The sequence below is a fragment of the Tropicimonas marinistellae genome (assembly GCF_001509585.1).
In the GTDB taxonomy this organism is placed as follows: domain Bacteria; phylum Pseudomonadota; class Alphaproteobacteria; order Rhodobacterales; family Rhodobacteraceae; genus Tropicimonas; species Tropicimonas marinistellae.
Genome location: NZ_LNCI01000009.1, coordinates 185,646 through 204,639 on the forward strand (window position 1 = coordinate 185,646; position 18,994 = coordinate 204,639).

An 18,994-nucleotide genomic window follows, 5' to 3' on the forward strand; every position below is an offset into this window, starting at 1 on the left:
CTGCGCTCTCCCCTATTCGGCCGCGACGGCGGTGACGCCGGTCAGCGCCATGTGAATGTCCTCGGCCGCGTCGCGGCCATTGGCGACAGCCGTCACCGTCAGGTCGTCGCCGCCGGACGCGCAGTCGCCCCCGGCCCAGACCCCCTCGATCGACGTGCGCCCGCTGTCCGAGACGACGATCTTGCCGCCTTCGGTCTCCAACACGCCCGGCACGCCGCTGAGGGCCTGGCCAATGGCTTTGAAGACCTGGTCGGCCTTGATCGTGAAGGTCTCTTCGGACGCGACAAGCCCCGTCGGCCCGTCCTCCGTATAGGCGAAGGTCACCGACGAAACGGTCTTGCCATCATCGCTGTTGAACGCCACCGGCTGGGCGTTCAGCACGATCTTCACGCCCTTCGCCGTCGCCAGTTCCTGCTCGAAGGTCGAGGCCGACAGCCGGTCGCGCCCCCGGCGATAGACCATCGTCACATGTTCCGCCCCGAGCAGCTTCGACTGGATCGCGGCGTCCACCGCCGTCATGCCACCGCCAATGACCACCACGTCGCGCCCAACGGGCAGCACGGACAGGTCGTCGGCCTGCCGCAACTCGGCGATGAAATCCACCGCGTCGCGCACATGCGCATGCTCCTCGCCCTCGACACGCAGCGCGTTCACACCGGCCAGTCCCATGCCGAGGAACACCGCGTCGAACGCCTCCTGCAATTCCTCCAGCGACAGACCCTCGCCCAACCGCTGGCCATAGCGCATCTCGATACCGCCGATCCCGAGCAGCCACTCCACCTCGGCGGCGGCAAAGCTGTTGGGCGCCTTGTAGGCGGCGATGCCGAATTCGTTCAGCCCGCCAGCCTTCTCGCGCGCGTCGAAAACCACGACCGAATGGCCACGCATGGCGAGGCGATGCGCGCAGGCCAGTCCCGCCGGCCCCGCGCCGACGACCGCAACCTTGCAGCCGGTGGGCGCGCCGCGGCTGTAGGGATGCGGGTCCTGCGCCATGAGATGATCGGTCGCGTAGCGCTGAAGCTGCCCGATCTCCACCGGGTTGCCCTCCGCCACCTGCCGCACGCAGGCCTCCTCGCACAGCGTCTCGGTCGGGCACACCCGGGCGCACATGCCGCCCAGAATGTTCTGGTCGAAGATCGTGCGCGCGGCACTGTCGGGATCGCCGGTCTGGATCTGCCGGATGAACATCGGGATGTCGATCGCCGTCGGGCAGGCCGTGGTACACGGCGCGTCGTAACAGAAATAGCACCGGTCCGCGGCAACGCGTGCCTCATGCGTATCGAGCGGCGCATGGAGATCGTCGAAATTCTGACGGTAGGTGGCTTGATCGAGCCGACCGGGAACGACGCCCGGCGTCCTCTGGCTGTTTTGCATCGTGCAAACCCCTGCTGGAGACATTTTCTTTCTCCAAAGGCTGACACAGGTCAGATTTTTTATCAAACGGTAAATTTTCTGGAAACGCCAGATTCCACCGCGCCGTCTGCCGAGTGCCGCCTTTTTCGGCGGGACTCCCGCGCTTCGGCACACACACTGACCTATGCCTGCTTCCCTCCGCCCCTGCCCGAGCATGGGCCGGGGGTTCCTTCGGAACGGCTGGTCCCCGCCCCTGGCGTTCGGCTGTCGGCGGGCGGTGTGCGATCGTGCATCGGACAACGGTGGGACAACGGGCGGTCACGGCGTGGAACCCTCAGGGATGCGCGGCTGCAACGGGTGTTCCACGCGATGTGACGTGACGATCCGAAGAAGGTCAGACCGGTGCGCTTACGTCGACAAGGCACAAGACGCACGCCGGCAAAACGGCTCTCGCCAAGGCGCACGGCTCCCCCGTTTCCGGCGCCGCGCAACCGCATCAATCGGTTTCCCGTAATGACAGCAGTGCGACCGGACATTGCTATGGCAACGTGACGGCGTCCGGGCAGCTGATCGGAGGGTCTGTCAATGATCGACACCTCGAACGCACCGGACACGGCCCGCATCCGCATTCTGATGGTGGATGGCGACACCGAGCTTTCCTGCGAGACCTGCGCCTTTCCGGCGTCGCGCCGCGACGATGCCGACCGCGCGGACACCGTTTCCGCCGCCCGGAGCATGATCGCATCCATCTCCGGCCCGGTAACAGGCCGCTCTCCGTCGCGTCGCTACGCCGGCGACGAAAACATATTCAAGAATTTTAATTTGGAACCCGCGCGCCCCTGCGCTAAACTCTTCTGAAACGCTCGATAGCCTTGCAGGGATTCGACCATGCCAGAACTCGTCCGCCTCTACATCCGTCAGGTTGCAATTGGCTTCCTCTTGTCGGCGGCCTTCGTGGCGCTGCTGTTCGGGCTGAACGTGGCGAACCTCTGGCATCTGGTCACCCATTCCAGCGGCGGATGGATCGCGGCTCTGATGCTCTTCGTCTTCAACGGGATCGTCTTCGCCGGAGTCCAGTTCGGCATCTCCGTCATGCGGATGCACGAGGACGACGACGACACCGGCCGGGGCAAGCGGATCTCCTTCGCGACGCCGACCGTACCGGCCGACGGCTCGCTCGCGGTGACCGCGTCCGACGATCGCCGCTGACGCGGCGCCGATCCGACACCGCTCCATCTGATTTCGGTCGTTTTCGGCGGTCATTCCGACCGGACTTGTCCGTCACGGCACGAAACCCCGCGTCTGGTCGCGAATTGTACGAATCTGCGTGAAAAACGACCGCGCTTCCGGTCATTTCACCCCGGCAACCCGGTCGAAACGACCGTTTGCCGGCAGTGAAATCGTGGCGGGGACCGCGCGCAACCGTGAGGGTGTTTCATTCCCGAGGACCTGTATATACAGGTGGGCGCCAGGTAACCGGACCAGGATCCGGACAGAGCCAGCTCCCTCGGAATTGCTTAAGGCCACCGGAATTTGACCCAGGCACGAGGAGGGCAGAGCCGCCAACGCCCGAAATAGGCGTCGCCGGCGCATTCGGCAAGAGATCAGGCGGATTTTTCCATCTCCACGTCTGGCACGTGCAGACGAAGCCTTGCCAGGTGGGAGTCCCAGCCTTCGTCGAGCGCCAGAACGAGTCCAAACCCCGCCTCGCCTTCCGGCAATCCACTATGTTCCAGCGAAAGCCGCGTTCCGCCAGGCACCTCTTCGAGCGTCCACGCGACACGCGTCTTGTGCCCTTGCAGCGGTCCTATCTCGAAACTGTATTCAAGATACTCGTGCGGCCGCGCGGCGATGACCTCGCCCCACATCAGCCTGTCGCCGCTGCTCGTCCCGAACATCTCGTAGCTGCTGCCTTCGCTGAGCGGAACTTCCGGCTTGTGAAACCACGTTGCCAGCTTCTCCGGTTCGGTCAGGAATGCCCAGACACGCGCCGCCCCCACCGGCAGGTAGATCGTCTTCCTCAACGTCGCATTGCTCATTTTTTATCCTCCTCTTCAATGGCTTGTCGGAGCGCGGCCAGACGGTCGTCCCAAAAGAGATCGAAGGCCGTCAGCCAGTCCAGTACCGGCGCCATGCCGGCTGGGTCGATGGAATTGATCCGCTCGCGGCCCGATGGGCGGGTTCGGATCATCCCGCCGTCGCGGAGCACGACGAGGTGCTTCTTCACCGCTGCACGGGTCATGTCGAAATTCTCGGCCACCTGCGCAATGGTCAGCTCCTGCCCACGCAGCATCATCAGAATGTCGCGTCGCGTGGGATCGGCCAACGCGCGGAAGGCGGCCTGTGGTGTGACGGTCATGGTCCCCACACGTGATACCTTTTGGTTTCACGTATGAATTACAGTACCAAAAGGTATCACGTCAAGCGCAAGTTTGCATTGCCAAATGTTCACTTATTGTTCACCATGCCTCCATGAACTCACAGCCTGCCTCCCCTCTCGACGCCCTCATGCCGGGTCAATTGCTGGCGCGCGGCGTGTGCCGGCACCTCGCAAGCCATGGCTTCGTGACAGTGGAGGAACTCGTTCCCACCCCGGGCCTGCGCGTCGACGTGATGGCGCTCGGGACAAAGGGCGAGATCTGGGTCGTGGAGTGCAAATCGAGCCGCGCGGATTTCACGTCCGACCGCAAATGGCATGGATACCTGGAATGGTGCGACCGCTTCTTCTGGGCTGTCGACTCCGACTTCCCAACGGAGCTACTTCCACCGGAAACCGGCCTGATCCTGGCGGATTCCTACGATGCGGAGATCCTCCGCATGGGCCCGGAGACCAAGCTCGCCGGCGCCCGCCGCAAGGTCATGACGCAGAAGTTCGCGCGCCACGCCGCGCGCCGGCTGCACGCCTTCCGCGACCCGGGCGTGGCGGCGCTGCTGAGCGACGACGTCACCTGACCCATCGGCCGCGCCCAATGCGCACGCCGCTACTTGGCCTTGCCACCCGCGTTCCGCGCCCTTTCGGCAGCGGCGCGCAACTCCTCGGCAATTTCCTCGGCCTCCTCCGGCTCGAAGTCCATCGGCAGATCCACACCATCGCCTGAGATATAGATCCGCACCATGCCGAGCGACGTCGGGCCGATCTGGAGGTTTGCGGAAATGTCGCTTTCCTTGTTGATGCTCATTCAGGGCTCCTCTGCGCGGCACGCCGTGGATCGTCTTGCCTCATAGCTCGATTGCACATCAATCCCGGCATACGGAGACATTCGCACTGCGTCCGGTGCCAGTACCGCGACCGTCGTCTCTGGGCAAGTGGCCGAACGGATCCGGAACCGGCACCTGACCCGCCCAACGGCGCCGCTGGCCGGATTCCCAATGTCTGGCGCGAGGAAAGTCTTGCGCCCCGCCCCGCCTCAGGCTAAACGACCGCCCTGTGCCGCCTTAGCTCAGTTGGTTAGAGCGCTGGATTGTGGATCCAGAGGTCCCCCGTTCAAGCCGGGGAGGCGGTACCACCTCTCTAACGCACCAGCAACGCAATACCTTGCGCATGGCTCGGCAAAATCGCGGGTGCCCGGTTCAGATCTGCGGCGGGGCCGTGTCGCCAGCGCCGAGCGAACGTTGCATTAGGACGGTATCGAGCCAGCGCCCGTGCTTCCAGCCGACCGACCGGAACGTGCCCACGTGGTCGAACCCGAGACGCTGGTGCAACGCGACCGAACCGGCATTTCCGGAATCGCCGATCACCGCGATCATTTGCCGGAACCCGCCCGTTTCGCAGTGCGCGATCACCTCCGCCAGCAGCATCCGGCCGATCCCTGCCCCGCGATGGCGGCGATCAACGTAGACGGAATCCTCAACCGTCCCGGCATAGGCGGGGCGTTCCCGATAGGCGGCGGCGTAGGCGAAGCCAGAAAGCTCGCCCCCCCGTTCGGCCACCAGAAACGGGAAACCCGCCGCCGTGATTTTCGTCCAGCGTGCCTGCATCTCCTCAACCGTCGGCGCCTCCAACTCGAAGGACGCGAGCCCGGTCAGAACCGCATCGGCATAGATCGCCTGCACCGCGGCGATGTCCCGCGCCTCGCAGGGGCGCAGGCGGATATCTGGCATGTCTTCGTAGGGCATCGGATTCCCGGAACAGATAGGTTGGCTCTCCCCGGCGCCGACCCTTGCAGCACCACGGGGAAATGAAAAGCCCCGCGCGTGGGACCGGCGGGGCTCTCCCTATCTTATCGGTACGGATCGGCGGCGATTGCCGCCCGCCGCCTGACGCGCGCTAGTAGATCTTCGGCACGTAGAGTTCGTCGGGCAGTGTCTTGCGCTCGTATTCCGGGTCATACTCCCGCTCCGGCAGCATGACCTTCTCGTGGTCCACCGGCGCGTAGGGGATCTTGGTCAGGATGTGTTCGATGCAGTTCAGCCGCTCGCGCTTCTTGTCGTTTCCCTCGACGATGTACCACGGCGCCTCGGGAATGTTCGTACGGGCGAACATCTCTTCCTTGGCTTTGGTGTATTGTTCCCACCGGACGCGGGACTGAAGGTCCATCGGGCTCAGTTTCCACTGTTTCATCGGGTCGTGGATACGCACCTGGAACCGCAACTGCTGCTCGGCATCGGTGATCGAGAACCAGTATTTCAGGAGGATGATGCCGTTTCGAACCAGCATGCGTTCGAATTCCGGGACGTCCTCGAAGAACTGCTCGACCTGGTGGTCTGTCGCGAACCCCATGACCCGCTCCACGCCGGCGCGGTTGTACCAAGAGCGGTCGAAAAGAACGATCTCCCCACCCGCCGGCAGGTGCGGCACGTAACGCTGGAAGTACCAGCTCGATTGCTCGCGACGGTTGGGCGCCGGCAGCGCCACCACACGGCAGATCCGCGGGTTCAGACGTTGGGTGATCCGCTTGATCACCCCTCCCTTGCCGGCGGAGTCGCGCCCCTCGAAGAGAATGCAGATCTTGGCGCCGGTTGCCTCGACCCAGTCCTGAACCTTGATGAGTTCGGACTGCAGCCGCAACAGGTTCCGGAAATACGTGCGCCGGTCGAGCGAGTCCGGGTGCGCCGCGCGATAGATCTTGCGGATTTCCTGGCTCAGCATCGGTTCGCTGAATTCCAGCTCGAACGTCTCGTCGAGCGTCTCCTCCAGTTCGGCCTCCAGCCAGTCGCTATGCATGTCGTCCAGCGGGTTCTCTTCCGTCATGTCGCTCATCGCTCTGTTTCCAATATTTTTTGCCCCGAATGGCGCTATTTTGGCGGTCCGTGCAATCGGTATCAGGCGACTGTAACATAGGAATCACACAGATATCCCCGCTTTGGACCGCGCCGGACGGGATTGCGTATAGCTTTCCGCATATCCGCTTCTACACGTGAACATGACGCGTTAGCGGTAACAATGCAACTGACTGATATTGCACGTACTTTTTTGCCTCCCTCACCATTATCCCGCTGAAATCCCCCGGAATTTCGGCAACCGCGTCAATCGTTCCATGGTTGTGGCGTTCACTCGGAGCGAAGACTGGTATATCAGTTTAGTTGACCATGGATTTTCGGGCGTTCGGCCTTCCGGGCGCGTGAAGGGCCAGCGTGGTTCCTACCCTATCTTACTCTTACCGGATGGAGACCCAGCCGATGTCGTCCCGTATTGCCAATGCTGAGTTGCGGAAAAAAGTCGTGAGTGTCGATGAGGCCATCACGCACATAAAGTCAGGCATGCGGGTGGGAATGAGCGGCTTCACCGGCTCCGGCTATCCAAAGGAGGTCCCGCCCGCGCTCGCCGCCCGGATGGAGGCCGCCCACGCGGCCGGCCAGCCGTTCAAGGTGAGCCTGTTCACCGGCGCATCCACCGGCCCAGAGCTGGACGGGGCGCTGGCGAAAGCCGACGGCGTCCAGTTCCGCTTCCCCTACAATTCCGACCCCACGACCCGCGACAAGATCAACCGCGGCGAGATGATGTATATCGACATGCACCTCAGCCACGTCGCGCCGATGGTGTGGGAGGGCTTCTTCGGCAAGCTCGACCTGGCCGTCGTGGAGGTGTCGGGCATCACCGAGGATGGGGAACTGATCCCCTCGACCTCCATCGGCAACAACAAGACCTGGCTCGACCTGGCCGACAAGGTCATCCTCGAGGTCAACTCCTGGCAGAGCGAAGGTCTGGACGGGCTGCACGACATCTACTACGGCACCGCCCTGCCGCCGAACCGGATGCCGATCCCGATGGTGCGCCCGGACAACCGCATCGGCCAGCCGCATTTCCGCTGCGACCCCGAGAAGATCGTCGCCATCATCGAGACGGACAAGCCGGACCGCAACGCGCCCTTCACCAAGCCTGATGCGACGGCGGAGGCGATTGCCGGACACCTGCTGGAATTCCTCATGCACGAGGTGAAGGTCGGCCGGTTGCCGAAGAACCTGCTGCCGCTGCAATCGGGCGTGGGCAACGTGGCCAACGCGGTGCTGGCGGGCCTGATGGACGCGCCCTTCGGCAACCTGACCTCCTACACCGAGGTGATCCAGGACGGCATGATCGACCTGCTGGAAGCCGGCAAGCTGCGCATGGCCTCGGCCACGGCCTTCTCGCTGAGCCCGGATGTCGCCAACTACATGAACGAGAATGCCGCGAAGTTCCGCGACAAGATCATCCTGCGCCCGGCAGAAATCTCCAACCACCCCGAGGTCATTCGCCGTCTCGGCTGCATCGCCACCAACGGTCTGATCGAGGCCGATATCTACGGCAACGTGAACTCCAGCCACGTCATGGGCTCGCGGATCCAGAACGGTATCGGCGGCTCGGGCGACTTCGCGCGCAACGCCTATATCTCGATCTTCGTGACCCCGTCCGTCGCCAAGCGCGGCGACATCTCCTGCATCGTTCCGCAGGTGAGCCACGTGGACCACATCGGTCAGGACGTGCAGGTGATCGTCACCGAACAGGGCCTTGCCGATCTGCGCGGCATGGCACCGAGACAGCGCGCCGAGCTGATCATCAACAACTGCTCCAACCCTGCTTATCGCGACATGCTGCGCGACTACTTCGAGCGTGCCAAGCGCGGCGCCTACGGGATGCAATCGCCGTCGCTGCTGTCCGAGGCGCTGTCCTGGCACCAACGCTTCGTCGACACGGGCTCCATGTCGCAATCGCCCGCCCAGGCCGCGGAGTAATCAGAACCGCGCGGGCCGGGGCAAATCCGCCCCCGGCCCGCGCAACGCCCGGTCACTCGATCTCGACCCGCTGGCGCAACGCGCCGCTATCCGCATCGAAAATCAGGATCTCCCCCGCCGTCGTGACGATGGCCCACCAGCCTGCGCCTTGCGTGACCGCCTGAGGCTCGGCGCCTTCGGGAAGCGCTAGCGTATCCGGAAAAACCAGCCCCTGCCCCGCCGACGGCGCGGGCGTGTCACGCCCGGAGAACCGGATCGCGAAAAGCGCGACAAGTGCGGCCATCCCGACAATCATCGTTACCGTCAGAACCAGCACCAACCCGCGCAGGAACCGAAGGGTTCGCGCGTCGCTCTCGCTGAGTTCCCGTTCATTCTCCCCCGTGTCGCCCATGGGCCGCCCCTGTCGCTACCTGCGGTCGCTGATACGGCACCGCGCGCGGCGGCGCCAGTGGCGTCCGGGCGGGCGCGAACTTGCACACACCCGCGCTGCGGCGTATCGCGCGTTGGATGCCTGCGTATCGCGCGGGCCGCGAGAGCCGAGGACCATCCATGACCGACCCGCTCCGGATCCTCCGGATCGAGATCACATCCGCAACCGCCGAGCGACTGGACAAGGCGCTCGCGCGCGACGTACCGGAGGCGGCCGCGCTCAGCCGGTCACGCCTGGCGCGGCTGATCGCCGAGGGACATGTCCGGCTCAACGGCGACAGCGTGCAGGACGCCAAGCGAAAGGTCGGCGCGGGCGACGTGGTGGAGATCGCGCTGCCGGCGGCCGCCGAGGTCGATACGCGCCCGGAGGCGATCCCGCTGTCGGTGGTCTACGAGGACGACGCATTGATCGTTGTGGACAAGCCGGCCGGCATGGTCGTGCACCCCGCCCCCGGATCGCCCGGCGGCACCTTGGTCAATGCGCTGTTGCATCACTGCGGCGACACGCTGTCCGGCATAGGCGGAGAACGGCGCCCCGGCATCGTCCACCGGATCGACAAGGACACATCGGGTTTGTTGGTGGTGGCCAAGACCGACGCCGCGCATCACGGCCTGGCCGCGCAATTCGAGGCCCATTCCGCCGAGCGACGCTACCTCGCGGCGGTCCATGGCTGCCCGGACCCGTCCGATCCGCGGCTCCGAGGCGTCCGGGGGACGCATTGGGAAAACACGGAGGTGCTTCGCATCACCACCGAGCTTGCACGGCATCGCCATGACCGCCAGCGACAAGCAGTTGTCTGGTCTGGCGGCCGGCACGCGATTACGCGGGCCCGCGTGCTGGAACCATTTGGGCAGCCGCCCGCCGCCGCACTGGTCGAGTGCCGGCTGGAGACGGGCCGCACCCACCAGATCCGCGTTCACATGGCGCATGTCGGCCACGGGCTGATCGGAGATCCGGTCTACGGCGGTCGCCGAAAGCTCTCCGCGCGCGCCGTGGGTCCGGAGGCGGCGCGCGCCGCGGAGCAGTTCCCGCGCCAGGCGCTCCACGCCACGTCGCTCGGCTTCCGTCACCCTTTATCCGATGCCTGGATGGCTTTCGAAAGCCCGCTGCCCGACGACATGGCGCAGCTGATCACGGCGCTTCGGCACGGAACGACCTGACACCGCGACCGCCAGCCCCGCGCGCGCGGCCGGGATTGAAACAATCGGTGAATAGCCCGTGACAAGCGTTTCATTCCCCTTCCGACGGAAACTCCAACGTCCTACGTTTGAAGAACATGAGACCGTTAACGCAATCATTACCACTTGAACCGAACGGTTCAGTTTATACATACTATGTGAATTCCTTTGCGCCGATGACGCGCGAAGGGTCCGACAGGCAAGGAGGGACACGATGAGCAATTACACAAGCCTTCCCGCCCCCTCTCCGGAGCAGGGGCTGAACCGGTATCTGCAGGAAATCCGCAAGTTTCCGATGCTGGAGCCGGAGCAGGAATACATGCTGGCCAAGCGGTGGGTGGACCACGGCGATGCCGAAGCCGCACACCAGATGGTGACAAGCCACCTGCGGCTCGCGGCGAAGATCGCCATGGGCTATCGCGGCTACGGGCTGCCGCAGGCCGAAGTGATTTCGGAGGCCAACGTGGGTCTGATGCAGGCGGTCAAGCGCTTCGACCCCGAAAAGGGCTTCCGGTTGGCGACCTATGCCATGTGGTGGATCCGTGCATCGATCCAGGAGTACATCCTCCGGTCATGGAGCCTGGTGAAGCTCGGCACGACCTCGGCGCAGAAGAAGCTCTTCTTCAACCTGCGCAAGGCAAAGTCGCGTATCGGCGCGCTGGAAGAGGGCGACCTGCGCCCGGAAAACGTCGCCCGGATCGCCAATGACCTCGGCGTGACCGAGGACGAGGTGATCTCGATGAACCGGCGGCTGTCCGGCGGCGATGCCTCGCTCAACGCCACCGTCGGCAGCGACGGCGACACCACGACCCAGTGGCAGGACTGGCTGGAGGACGAAGACGCCAACCAGGCCGAAGCCTACGCCGAGAGCAACGAGATGGCGGTGCGCCGCGACCTGATGCTGGAGGCGATGGAAGCCCTGAACGACCGTGAGAAGGATATCCTCACGCAGCGCCGGCTGGCCGAACCGCCCGTCACGCTCGAGGAACTGAGCGGCGTCTACGACGTGAGCCGCGAGCGAATCCGCCAGATCGAGGTTCGCGCGTTCGAAAAGCTCCAGAAGCGGATGAAGGAGCTGGCCCGCGACAAGGGGATCCTCCCGGCCTCCTGACAGCCGGTGCACGGCAACGCGGAAGAATGACGAAGCCCGGCGCGACCTGCGCCGGGCTTCTCGTTTGTTGGCCAGGAGAAGGCGGGGCCCGGCAGCCGGACACCCCACGGCGCTGACTATAGGTAAACTTACCCTTGATCCGATCCCCGCATTTCCGGAAACTTAGCCCATCGAAGCAGGTGGGATTCGGTGCCACGAGGGGAGGATTCGTTGGCCGTTTCCACGGCTGAGCCTCCCATTTTTACAAACCCGAGTTTGGGAGAAAATTGGAATGGCAAGCTTTACCCTTAGCAGTACGAGCACACTGGCAAGAACCCTGGCGAGCGGTGAAACCGGCTTTCTGGGTGTCAATGGTGCGCTCTCGATCGCCAGCGGACCGGCCGTCGACGGGGCCGGGAGTATCAAGCTGACGGTCCTTGGTGCGATTCAGGCGTTCAATGGACAAGCCGTCGATCACGACGGCACGACGCTCCGGCTGGATGTCGGCGCATCCGGTTACCTCGGGTCGAGTACCTCCGATACCGTGTCGGCGCGGATTTCCTCCGCTGCGGATGTCACCAACCACGGGACGATCCAGTCCGGAGAAGACGGGCTCGATCTCCGTGAAACGGACGGGGCGGCCAGCCTGCGTGTGTTCAACCATGGAAGCATCAGCGCCCGCAGCGACGGCATGGTCCTGCAGTCCGGGTCCGGCAACACCACGGTCTTCAATACCGGCGAAGTCGTCGGGCTGCAGTACGGCATCTTCAATGCCTTCAGCGGCCAGAGCGGCACGACGACGATTATCAACAGCGGCAAGATCGTCGGAGAGGACGTCGGGTACGGCGGCGACGATTCCACCGAAACAATCCGCAACAGCGGCGAGATCATCGGCGGCATCGAGCTTGCGGGCGGAGACGACGTTTATCGCGGCGCCAATGGCAAGGTCGTCGGGGTTGTCGCCGGCGAAGACGGCAACGACAAGATCTTCGGCGGCGCCTATGACGAGGAATTCAGCGGTGGCGCGGGCAACGACGAATTGCGCGGCCGGGGCGGCGACGACAAGCTCCTGGGCGACGACGGCGAAGACAAGCTGTTTGGCGGCACCGGCAATGACAACATGTCGGGCGGCACCGGAGACGACGTGCTTCGGGGCAAGGACGGCGACGACGCGCTGAAGGGAAACGCCGGCGCCGACAAGCTGGCCGGCGGTCGCGGAAACGACACGCTCTCCGGCGGCGGCGGCAACGATGTCTTCGTCATCCGTCCGGCCGCCGGGAATGACACGATCACCGACTTCGCCAACAACAAGGACAAGATCGACATCACCAGCTTTGGCCTCCGGCCATCCGACTTCGGAAGCGAGGTGGCGCCCGCGCTGTCAAATGCCGGCGGCGGCAGCACACGACTGGATCTTACGGAACTTGGCGGCGAAGGTGTTCTTCTGATCGACGGCCTCAGCTTTGCCAATGCCGATTCCAGTGACTTCATCTTCTGATCGAATGCCCCGCGCGGCGCCTGTCGCCGGCCGTGGGCAAGAGGTCGCCTGATCCCAGACCGCGCCGGCATCGTCCGGCGCGGTTCGATTCTGGCCACCTTGGCCCGGTGTCAGCTCTGATGCACGTAGGTTCCCGGCGCCGCGCAGAGCGGCTTCAGCCCGGCGGAGGGCGCCCCCATGTCCGGTGGCGCAATCACCGTTCCAGAGCCCTTCGATCGCAGGAACTCCGCCCAGACCGGCCACCACGACCCCTCCTGCGCATCCCGGTCCTGCATCCAGCTGTCCGGATCCTGGTAATGCTCATTCGCCGACCGCGTCCCGACGCGAAAACTGCGGCGGGGGTGCCCCGGTTCGCTGACAATGCCGGAATTGTGCCCGCCCGCCGTGAGCACGAAGGTCTGCTCCGCGTCGTTGAAGAGGCGGATCTTGTAGACCGACTTCCAGGGCGCGATATGGTCCTTCTCGGTTCCAACCACGAAGAACGGCGCCGCGATATCGCTCAGCGCAATGGGCTTGCCCTCCACGGCGTAACGCCCACCCGTAAGGCGGTTTTCCAGGAACAGCCCCCGCAGGTACTCCGAATGCATCCGGTAGGGCATGCGCGTTGCATCGGCGTTCCACGCCATGATGTCGAAGAGCTTCTCCGGCTCGCCCAACAGGTACCGCCGGATCGCCTTGGCCCAGATCAGGTCCTCCGCGCGGAGCGCCTCGAAGGCGCCGGCCATCTGGTCCTGGTCGAGATAGCCCTGATCCCACATCATGTCTTCGAGATAGGCGATCTGGCTTTCGTCGAGGAACATCATCACCTCGCCGGCCTCGGTGAAGTCGGTTTGCGCCGCCAGCAGGGTGACGGAGGCCAGCCTGTCGTCGCCGTCGCGGGCCATGGTGGCCGCCGCAATCGACAGGATGGTGCCGCCAAGGCAATAGCCGCAGGCATGGATCTTCTGGTCGGGCAGGATGGCGGACACCGCGTCCATGGCGGCCATCACACCCGTTTTCCGGTAGGCATCCAGACCGTATTCGGCGTAGCTCGCGTCAGGGTTGACCCAGGAAATCGCAAAGACCGTGAAGCCCTGATCGACGAGATACTTGATCATCGAATTATGCGGGCTGAGGTCGAGGATATAGTACTTCATGATCCATGCCGGAACGATCAGGATCGGCTCGGCCTGCACCGTCTCGGTGGTCGGCGAATACTGGATCAACTCCATCAGTTCATTGCGGAAAACCACCTTGCCGGGCGTGCAGGCAATGGTCTCGCCCACCTTGAACTTCTCCGGCATCGGTTCCTTCTCGCCAGAGACCTCCCGCACCAGGTCGTCGGTGAAGTTCCGTGCGCCGGCCACCAGGTTCTCACCGCCGGTTTCCAGCGTCTTGGCAATCACCTCGGGGTTGCTGAAAGGGTAGTTGGAGGGTGCGAACGCGTCGAGGATCTGGCGCGACTGGAAGGCCACCCGCTCGCTTGACTTGTGCCGCATCCCGCGGACTTCGGTGGTGGCGGTTTCCCACCAATCTTCCATGGCGAGATAACTCTGCTTCCATATCGAGAACGGCGGCGCATCCCAGCCTTCGTGGCGGAAACGATTGTCCCCTTTCTTGGGCTGGAACCCGTCTCCAAGACCCATCGCGCCCAGCCACAGCTTGCGCATTCCGTCGGCCGCATGTTCCATCAGTTCCTGTTGCCGGCCGGGTGCCTGCGCCAGATGCTTCGCCCAATCGGTCCAGGCCGCTTGGGAGGCGTTGATCGACATGCCGTTGGTAATCTGGGCGTTTTTCGCCCGGATCGACCGATCGAGATTCTCGTACCTGCGGCGCGCCGCCTTCGGGGCCGGTTTGGCCGGAGGAGACACCGCCGGAACCCCGGGTTTGTTGGCCGCCTTTCCGGTGGCGGGAGCCGGCACCGGACCGATGTCGGACGGCTTGGCGGCAGTCCTGCTCGTCGTTCTCGTCGTCATGATATCCTCGTAAGATTCAACCGCGCTGCAGCGCAACGGCGCGCGCCGCAATGCAGCAAACCGGTTATCTCCCCTTCGCGGAAGGATGTAACTGCGACCTTCCTTCACCGTTAGCGCAACACTTTCAAACGCTGCGCATTTGATACATTCCAACCGTGGAGCAACGGTAAATCCGGATGCAATTGCCCGAGTTCTGTGCACGAATCCGCCCCCTGCCGCGGTCTGCCCCCGGGTCTTTCTTCAGGGGGGTCAGGCCCGCCGGATCTGTCGCGCACCGGGCGGCGCCGTTTCGGTGCGCCTTTGACAAGCCCCGGGGCATGAAGGATGCTCGGCGCGCACGGCACGGGACCGGCATCGACACGCGGGCACTCACCCGAAGGGAGACAGGGACATGGACACGATCCGTTGGGGCATACTCGGTGCCGCGAATTTCGCACGCCAGCACATGGGGCCGGCGATCCACGCCGCCCGGGGCGCAACACTCGCCGCGGTCGCAACCAGTTCGGCCGAGAAAGCGGCGGCCTTCTCGGACCTGTTTCCGGGCATCCGCGTTGTCGACAGCTACGACGCCCTGCTCGCCGATCCCGACATTGATGCCGTCTATGTGCCGCTTCCGAACCACCTGCATGTGGAGTGGAGCCTGAAGGCACTGGAAGCGGGTAAACCGGTGCTCTGTGAAAAGCCCATGACACTGGCGGCCAGCGAGTTCGACCCGCTGATCGCGGCGCGCGACAAATCGGGGTTGCTGGCGGCCGAGGCATATATGGTCGTTCACCATCCCCAATGGCAACGCGCCCGGGACTTGGTGGCCGAGGGCGCAATCGGAAATCTCGTCGACGTGCGCGGCGCCTTTTCCTTCAACAACCCGGACCCCGCCAACATCCGCAACCAGGCGGCGACCGGCGGCGGCGCGCTCCGCGACATCGGCGTCTATCCGTTGGGAACGGCGCGGTTCGTCACCGGCGAGGAGCCGGTTTCCGCATCCGCGAAGATCACCTGGGTGGACGGCTACGACACCACCTCGCGCAGCCTCCTGACGTTCCCCGGATTTACCATGTCGATGATGCTGTCGACACGGCTCGCGCCCTATCAGGAGATGGTTTTCCACGGCGATGAGGGCGTCCTGCGGCTCGACTATCCGTTCAACGCGAATGTCCACGGCGAGGCGCGGCTGGACCTCTATCGCGACAACGAAACCCACACCGAACGCTGGCCGGGCGTGAACCATTACGTGCTTCAGGTCGAACGCTTTGGCGAATGCCTGCGCACTGGCGCGGCCTACCCCTGCCCGCTGGAATTCAGCCGCGGCACGCAGGCGGCCATGGATATGATCTTCGCGGCCGATCCGGCACCGTAAGCGGCCTGCCGCCGCCACAATACCGCCGAACTGATCTGGCAACACTGTCTCGTCCGGGGCACTGCGGTGGGTTTCCTCCCCGCCGCAGGAGGCACATATGTGTCGCACCGCAAGGTCACTGACTCCGGCTTCACAGAACACGCCACGAAGCTGCCATGCCCTACTACTCCGACCTGTCCGATTATCTCGTCTCCGGCTATTGGGCCGACAGCGGTGACGCCTCGCACCAACACCGTTCCGGAGGCGACACGACAACAATCACCTACAATGCCAGCGGCCTCGACGCGGAAGGCCAGAGGCTCGCGCACGCGGCAATGGCCGCGTGGGAAGATGTCGCCAACATAGAGTTCGTCCGGGCTTCCAGCGCATCGGCAACCCTGCTCTTCACCGACGACGCGAACGGCGCCTGGACCGACCACACCGAGTTCTACGGAATCATCACCTCGGTTCAGATCAATATCGCGCGGCAATGGCTCGACTGGTACGGGACCGGATTCGACACGTATTCCTACGGCACGTATCTGCACGAAATCGGTCACGCACTCGGCCTGGGGCACAGCGGCGACTACAACCGGACCGCCGATTTCGAGCGCGACGCCAAGTTCTCCTATGACAGCACCCAGCTGACGGTGATGTCTTATTTCCTCCCCTCCGAAAACCCGAACGTCAACGCCTCGGATGCCGAAGTTCTGACGCCCCAACTGGCCGACATCGAGGCAATCCAGACCATCTACGGGGCCGCCGAAAAGGCACGCAACGGTGATACCGTCTACGGGCACAGTACCAACCTTTCGGGCGGACGCTGGCATCTCACCGGCTTCGACGAGGCGTGGTCCCTGACCCTGGTCGACACCGGCGGCACCGACACGATCAACCTCTCGACCTTCGACGCCTGGCAACTCATCAACCTGCGTGCAGGGGCCTTCTCCAGCGTGCTCGGCGGCCGCGCCAACCTCGCCATCTCTCCGGACACGGTGATCGAACGCGCGATCGGTGGTGCCGGGCGGGATCTGCTCTACGGAAACGCCGCCTCCAATGCGCTGAAGGGGCGCGACGGCAACGACGAGTTGATCGGGCGCGGCGGCAACGACCGGCTGTTCGGCGGCGGTAGCGACGATAGGCTGACCGGCGGACAGGGCAATGACCGGCTCAAGGGCGGGAGCGGAACGGATACGTTTGTGTTCCGCGCGGGCAGCGGCAAGGACCGTATCCTCGATTTTCGCGACGATTGGGATCGCATCGAACTCGATAGGGCGTTGTGGGACGGCGGGCTGAGTCGCAAGCAGGTGATCCGGAAATTCGCGCACGTTCAGGAAGACGGTGATGTCGTGTTCGATTTCGGAAAGGACGTGCTCATCGTTGCCGATGCGGGTGACCGCTGGCTGCTGACAGACGACATCGCATTCCTCTGACCGCCGCACCGAACCCCTGCAGGCCATGATCCGGCTGCCCATATCCTGCCCATCCAATCCGGCGTGCCGCGAGACACGCGAATGTCGGCTTGCCGATACCGGGCCGACGCCCAAGTGTTGAACGTCGCGGCACAGGCGTTAATCTCGCCCCAGGTCTGGAACGGAGCACCCCATGCAGAATGACAACATCGAAGGACGCCTCCACGGGCCGCAACCCGACCCCGATACGGAGGAATCTCTGTTTCTGCGGCTGGTCTACATGCTGATCATCTATTTCATGATCGGGATCGCACAGACCGTACTGGGGGTTGCCACCGTGGTGCAGTTTTTGATCATGCTATTAAACAAGCGACAGCCCAACGAGCGGCTGGCCGATTTCGGCACCGATCTTGGGATCTGGATCGCCAAGGCCGCGCGCTACCAGACCGCGGCCAGCGACGTGAAGCCCTGGCCCTGGACAGAGCTGGACTGACCCAACCGCATTCATGAACGCGCAGCGCGGCTCGCTTCGGAGGCCCGCATTTCGGCTGCGCCAAAACCGCCGGCGCCGGTTGCGATCCCAATTTCGCACCTCATATTTGAATATATGGGTTATGGGAGGAGTGCCGACATGTCACTGTTCGAAGACCGCGAGCGGGCAATAGAAGCGAAATTCGCCCGAGATTCGGAGTTGGACTTCCGCGCGCGGGTGCGCGCGTTCCGCTTCCTGGCCGTTTGGGCGTCGACGCTGAAAGGCGAAACCGTTGCGCAGGCGCGCGAATTCGCCCGGTCGATGATCCACGTGGATGTGCGCCAGATCGGGGACGAGGATGTCGTCCGCATTGTCCGGAGCTATCTGGGCGAACTGACGGACGAGGCAACCGTGCGGCGGAAGATGCAGGAGTTCTTCCGCGAGTCCAAGGAGTTGCTGGAGTTGGAGAAATCGCTCTGAATTGCACATCGGGTCCGGCGCGCAACTCTTCGCGGCTGGCCGATTGCGAATCTCATGGTGGCTGATAAGAGTCGATCCACGACGGGCCGGCACAGCACGTGGCCGGTCAGAGACCATGGCACGGCACAGAGCAGAAAGGTCACGCGGATGCGCTGTTTTTCCCGGATCGGAGCCGTCCTTTTGCTGGCCGCTTCCGTCGCGCTCCCGGCGTCGGCTCAGAACTGGTCATCGACGATCGCGGAAGACGGCGACGGGGTCAGCGGCGAGATCGCGGTCGACGGCAAGACCTTCATTCTGGGCTGCACGCGTCAGGCCGGGTCATCGCTGACCGTCCTTCTGACCAACGGTCCCCACGACGGGATGCAGAACGCGGATGGCGAGGCAGAAACCGTGACCATGCGCATCACGCTGGACAATGGCTCGGCAGGAGACTTCCAGATCGACGGGTTCTACCTGGAGCCGGAAGCGACCTTCGTCGGGCGGCTCGTCGCCTCCAACAACACCCTGCAACAGTTCGCCCGGGGTATGGATCTCCAGTTGCTCACAGCAGACGGCGACCTGGTACTGGGTGCCCCGATGACGGGCACGGGCAAGATCCGTGGGGAAATGCAGGACGCCTGCGGGCTTTAGGCGCTTTC

Annotated in this window: 20 protein-coding genes and 1 tRNA gene; 13 read left to right on the forward strand and 8 right to left on the reverse strand. The window is 64.0% G+C overall.

Annotated features, from left to right (window positions below):
• Positions 1-12 precede the first annotated feature (12 nt).
• The gene (locus ARC39_RS19230; RefSeq protein WP_068116614.1) at positions 13-1,374 is read right to left on the reverse strand and encodes an NAD(P)-dependent oxidoreductase; all 1,362 of its coding nucleotides are present in this window, start codon (positions 1,372-1,374) and stop codon (positions 13-15) included.
• 564 nt (positions 1,375-1,938) lie between these two features.
• Between ARC39_RS19230 and ARC39_RS19235 the strand changes: the two genes are divergently transcribed.
• Both ARC39_RS19235 and ARC39_RS19240 read left to right on the forward strand, forming a co-directional pair.
• Positions 1,939-2,211, forward strand: a complete 273-nt coding sequence (locus ARC39_RS19235) for a hypothetical protein (RefSeq protein ID WP_068116616.1) — start codon at positions 1,939-1,941, stop codon at positions 2,209-2,211.
• A 30-nt stretch (positions 2,212-2,241) separates the two neighbouring features.
• A complete protein-coding gene (locus ARC39_RS19240; RefSeq protein ID WP_068116618.1) occupies positions 2,242-2,562 on the forward strand; it encodes a hypothetical protein in 321 nt (106 codons plus the stop codon).
• Between the two features lie 395 nt (positions 2,563-2,957).
• On the opposite strand, the gene ARC39_RS19245 is transcribed toward ARC39_RS19240, so the two are convergent.
• Both ARC39_RS19245 and ARC39_RS19250 read right to left on the reverse strand, forming a co-directional pair.
• Positions 2,958-3,392: an SRPBCC family protein gene (locus ARC39_RS19245; protein ID WP_068116621.1), complete on the reverse strand. Its 435-nt coding sequence runs from the start codon at positions 3,390-3,392 to the stop codon at positions 2,958-2,960.
• The gene (locus ARC39_RS19250) at positions 3,389-3,712 is read right to left on the reverse strand and encodes an ArsR/SmtB family transcription factor (protein ID WP_068116622.1); all 324 of its coding nucleotides are present in this window, start codon (positions 3,710-3,712) and stop codon (positions 3,389-3,391) included. The genes ARC39_RS19245 and ARC39_RS19250 overlap by 4 nt, the downstream gene beginning before the upstream one ends.
• A gap of 113 nt (positions 3,713-3,825) precedes the next feature.
• Here ARC39_RS19250 and ARC39_RS19255 point away from each other — a divergent pair, with 113 nt between their 5' ends.
• Positions 3,826-4,305: an MmcB family DNA repair protein gene (locus tag ARC39_RS19255; protein WP_068116625.1), complete on the forward strand. Its 480-nt coding sequence runs from the start codon at positions 3,826-3,828 to the stop codon at positions 4,303-4,305.
• A gap of 29 nt (positions 4,306-4,334) precedes the next feature.
• Here ARC39_RS19255 and ARC39_RS19260 read toward each other — a convergent pair whose 3' ends face one another.
• Positions 4,335-4,532: a DUF6324 family protein gene (locus tag ARC39_RS19260; RefSeq protein ID WP_068116627.1), complete on the reverse strand. Its 198-nt coding sequence runs from the start codon at positions 4,530-4,532 to the stop codon at positions 4,335-4,337.
• Between the two features lie 250 nt (positions 4,533-4,782).
• Here ARC39_RS19260 and ARC39_RS19265 point away from each other — a divergent pair.
• Positions 4,783-4,859 (forward strand) — tRNA-His (locus ARC39_RS19265).
• 64 nt (positions 4,860-4,923) lie between these two features.
• Here ARC39_RS19265 and ARC39_RS19270 read toward each other — a convergent pair.
• Together ARC39_RS19270 and ppk2 are read right to left on the reverse strand one after the other, a co-directional pair.
• Positions 4,924-5,469, reverse strand: a complete 546-nt coding sequence (locus ARC39_RS19270; RefSeq protein ID WP_068116629.1) for a GNAT family N-acetyltransferase — start codon at positions 5,467-5,469, stop codon at positions 4,924-4,926.
• Positions 5,470-5,620: 151 nt separating this feature from the next.
• Complete coding sequence (ppk2, locus tag ARC39_RS19275; RefSeq protein WP_068116742.1) at positions 5,621-6,544, reverse strand: polyphosphate kinase 2; 924 nt, start codon at positions 6,542-6,544, stop codon at positions 5,621-5,623.
• Between the two features lie 428 nt (positions 6,545-6,972).
• Between ppk2 and scpC the strand changes: the two genes are divergently transcribed.
• Positions 6,973-8,505 carry a succinyl-CoA:acetate CoA-transferase ScpC gene (gene scpC, locus ARC39_RS19280; RefSeq protein ID WP_068116631.1) on the forward strand — a complete coding sequence of 511 codons (1,533 nt, stop codon included), beginning with the start codon at positions 6,973-6,975 and terminating at the stop codon, positions 8,503-8,505.
• 52 nt (positions 8,506-8,557) lie between these two features.
• Here scpC and ARC39_RS19285 read toward each other — a convergent pair whose 3' ends face one another.
• On the reverse strand, positions 8,558-8,896 hold the full coding sequence (locus tag ARC39_RS19285) for a DUF6476 family protein (RefSeq protein ID WP_068116633.1): 339 nt from the start codon (positions 8,894-8,896) through the stop codon (positions 8,558-8,560).
• A 158-nt stretch (positions 8,897-9,054) separates the two neighbouring features.
• On the opposite strand from ARC39_RS19285, the gene ARC39_RS19290 reads away from it, so the two are divergent.
• The 3 genes from ARC39_RS19290 to ARC39_RS19300 all read left to right on the forward strand — a co-directional run bounded on the left by ARC39_RS19290 (position 9,055) and on the right by ARC39_RS19300 (position 12,701).
• Entirely contained in the window at positions 9,055-10,095 is a 1,041-nt protein-coding gene (locus tag ARC39_RS19290; RefSeq protein ID WP_068116635.1) for an RluA family pseudouridine synthase, read from the forward strand.
• Between the two features lie 232 nt (positions 10,096-10,327).
• Positions 10,328-11,224, forward strand: a complete 897-nt coding sequence (rpoH, locus tag ARC39_RS19295; protein ID WP_068116637.1) for an RNA polymerase sigma factor RpoH — start codon at positions 10,328-10,330, stop codon at positions 11,222-11,224.
• Positions 11,225-11,495: 271 nt separating this feature from the next.
• Entirely contained in the window at positions 11,496-12,701 is a 1,206-nt protein-coding gene (locus ARC39_RS19300) for a calcium-binding protein (protein ID WP_068116639.1), read from the forward strand.
• A gap of 110 nt (positions 12,702-12,811) precedes the next feature.
• Here the strand turns inward: ARC39_RS19300 and ARC39_RS19305 are convergent, their stop codons facing one another.
• Entirely contained in the window at positions 12,812-14,656 is a 1,845-nt protein-coding gene (locus tag ARC39_RS19305) for a PHA/PHB synthase family protein (RefSeq protein WP_078059364.1), read from the reverse strand.
• 391 nt (positions 14,657-15,047) lie between these two features.
• Between ARC39_RS19305 and ARC39_RS19310 the strand changes: the two genes are divergently transcribed.
• The 5 genes from ARC39_RS19310 (at position 15,048) to ARC39_RS19330 (ending at position 18,986) form a co-directional block, all read left to right on the forward strand.
• Positions 15,048-16,013 (forward strand): Gfo/Idh/MocA family protein, encoded by a 966-nt coding sequence (locus ARC39_RS19310; RefSeq protein ID WP_068116641.1) that lies wholly within the window; start codon positions 15,048-15,050, stop codon positions 16,011-16,013.
• A gap of 155 nt (positions 16,014-16,168) precedes the next feature.
• On the forward strand, positions 16,169-17,425 hold the full coding sequence (locus ARC39_RS19315; protein ID WP_068116643.1) for a M10 family metallopeptidase: 1,257 nt from the start codon (positions 16,169-16,171) through the stop codon (positions 17,423-17,425).
• Between the two features lie 172 nt (positions 17,426-17,597).
• Positions 17,598-17,897 carry a DUF4389 domain-containing protein gene (locus ARC39_RS19320; RefSeq protein ID WP_068116646.1) on the forward strand — a complete coding sequence of 100 codons (300 nt, stop codon included), beginning with the start codon at positions 17,598-17,600 and terminating at the stop codon, positions 17,895-17,897.
• 138 nt (positions 17,898-18,035) lie between these two features.
• Complete coding sequence (locus tag ARC39_RS19325; protein ID WP_068116648.1) at positions 18,036-18,356, forward strand: ATPase inhibitor subunit zeta; 321 nt, start codon at positions 18,036-18,038, stop codon at positions 18,354-18,356.
• Between the two features lie 147 nt (positions 18,357-18,503).
• Complete coding sequence (locus ARC39_RS19330) at positions 18,504-18,986, forward strand: hypothetical protein (RefSeq protein ID WP_068116650.1); 483 nt, start codon at positions 18,504-18,506, stop codon at positions 18,984-18,986.
• Positions 18,987-18,994: the final 8 nt, after the last annotated feature.

Excerpts from the sequence above, each read along its gene's own strand:
- ARC39_RS19330 (WP_068116650.1), top strand. The coding sequence starts at position 18,504 with ATGCGCTGTTTTTCCCGGATCGGAGCCGTCCTTTTGCTGGCCGCTTCC.
- ARC39_RS19240 (WP_068116618.1), top strand. The coding sequence starts at position 2,242 with ATGCCAGAACTCGTCCGCCTCTACATCCGTCAGGTTGCAATTGGCTTC.
- ARC39_RS19245 (WP_068116621.1), bottom strand. The coding sequence starts at position 3,392 with ATGAGCAATGCGACGTTGAGGAAGACGATCTACCTGCCGGTGGGGGCG.
- rpoH (WP_068116637.1), top strand. The coding sequence starts at position 10,328 with ATGAGCAATTACACAAGCCTTCCCGCCCCCTCTCCGGAGCAGGGGCTG.
- ARC39_RS19310 (WP_068116641.1), top strand. The coding sequence starts at position 15,048 with ATGGACACGATCCGTTGGGGCATACTCGGTGCCGCGAATTTCGCACGC.
- ARC39_RS19250 (WP_068116622.1), bottom strand. The coding sequence starts at position 3,712 with ATGACCGTCACACCACAGGCCGCCTTCCGCGCGTTGGCCGATCCCACG.
- ARC39_RS19320 (WP_068116646.1), top strand. The coding sequence starts at position 17,598 with ATGCAGAATGACAACATCGAAGGACGCCTCCACGGGCCGCAACCCGAC.
- ARC39_RS19290 (WP_068116635.1), top strand. The coding sequence starts at position 9,055 with ATGACCGACCCGCTCCGGATCCTCCGGATCGAGATCACATCCGCAACC.
- ARC39_RS19270 (WP_068116629.1), bottom strand. The coding sequence starts at position 5,469 with ATGCCCTACGAAGACATGCCAGATATCCGCCTGCGCCCCTGCGAGGCG.
- ppk2 (WP_068116742.1), bottom strand. The coding sequence starts at position 6,544 with ATGACGGAAGAGAACCCGCTGGACGACATGCATAGCGACTGGCTGGAG.
- ARC39_RS19305 (WP_078059364.1), bottom strand. The coding sequence starts at position 14,656 with ATGACGACGAGAACGACGAGCAGGACTGCCGCCAAGCCGTCCGACATC.
- ARC39_RS19315 (WP_068116643.1), top strand. The coding sequence starts at position 16,169 with ATGCCCTACTACTCCGACCTGTCCGATTATCTCGTCTCCGGCTATTGG.
- ARC39_RS19255 (WP_068116625.1), top strand. The coding sequence starts at position 3,826 with ATGAACTCACAGCCTGCCTCCCCTCTCGACGCCCTCATGCCGGGTCAA.
- ARC39_RS19260 (WP_068116627.1), bottom strand. The coding sequence starts at position 4,532 with ATGAGCATCAACAAGGAAAGCGACATTTCCGCAAACCTCCAGATCGGC.
- ARC39_RS19235 (WP_068116616.1), top strand. The coding sequence starts at position 1,939 with ATGATCGACACCTCGAACGCACCGGACACGGCCCGCATCCGCATTCTG.
- ARC39_RS19230 (WP_068116614.1), bottom strand. The coding sequence starts at position 1,374 with ATGCAAAACAGCCAGAGGACGCCGGGCGTCGTTCCCGGTCGGCTCGAT.
- scpC (WP_068116631.1), top strand. The coding sequence starts at position 6,973 with ATGTCGTCCCGTATTGCCAATGCTGAGTTGCGGAAAAAAGTCGTGAGT.
- ARC39_RS19285 (WP_068116633.1), bottom strand. The coding sequence starts at position 8,896 with ATGGGCGACACGGGGGAGAATGAACGGGAACTCAGCGAGAGCGACGCG.
- ARC39_RS19325 (WP_068116648.1), top strand. The coding sequence starts at position 18,036 with ATGTCACTGTTCGAAGACCGCGAGCGGGCAATAGAAGCGAAATTCGCC.
- ARC39_RS19300 (WP_068116639.1), top strand. The coding sequence starts at position 11,496 with ATGGCAAGCTTTACCCTTAGCAGTACGAGCACACTGGCAAGAACCCTG.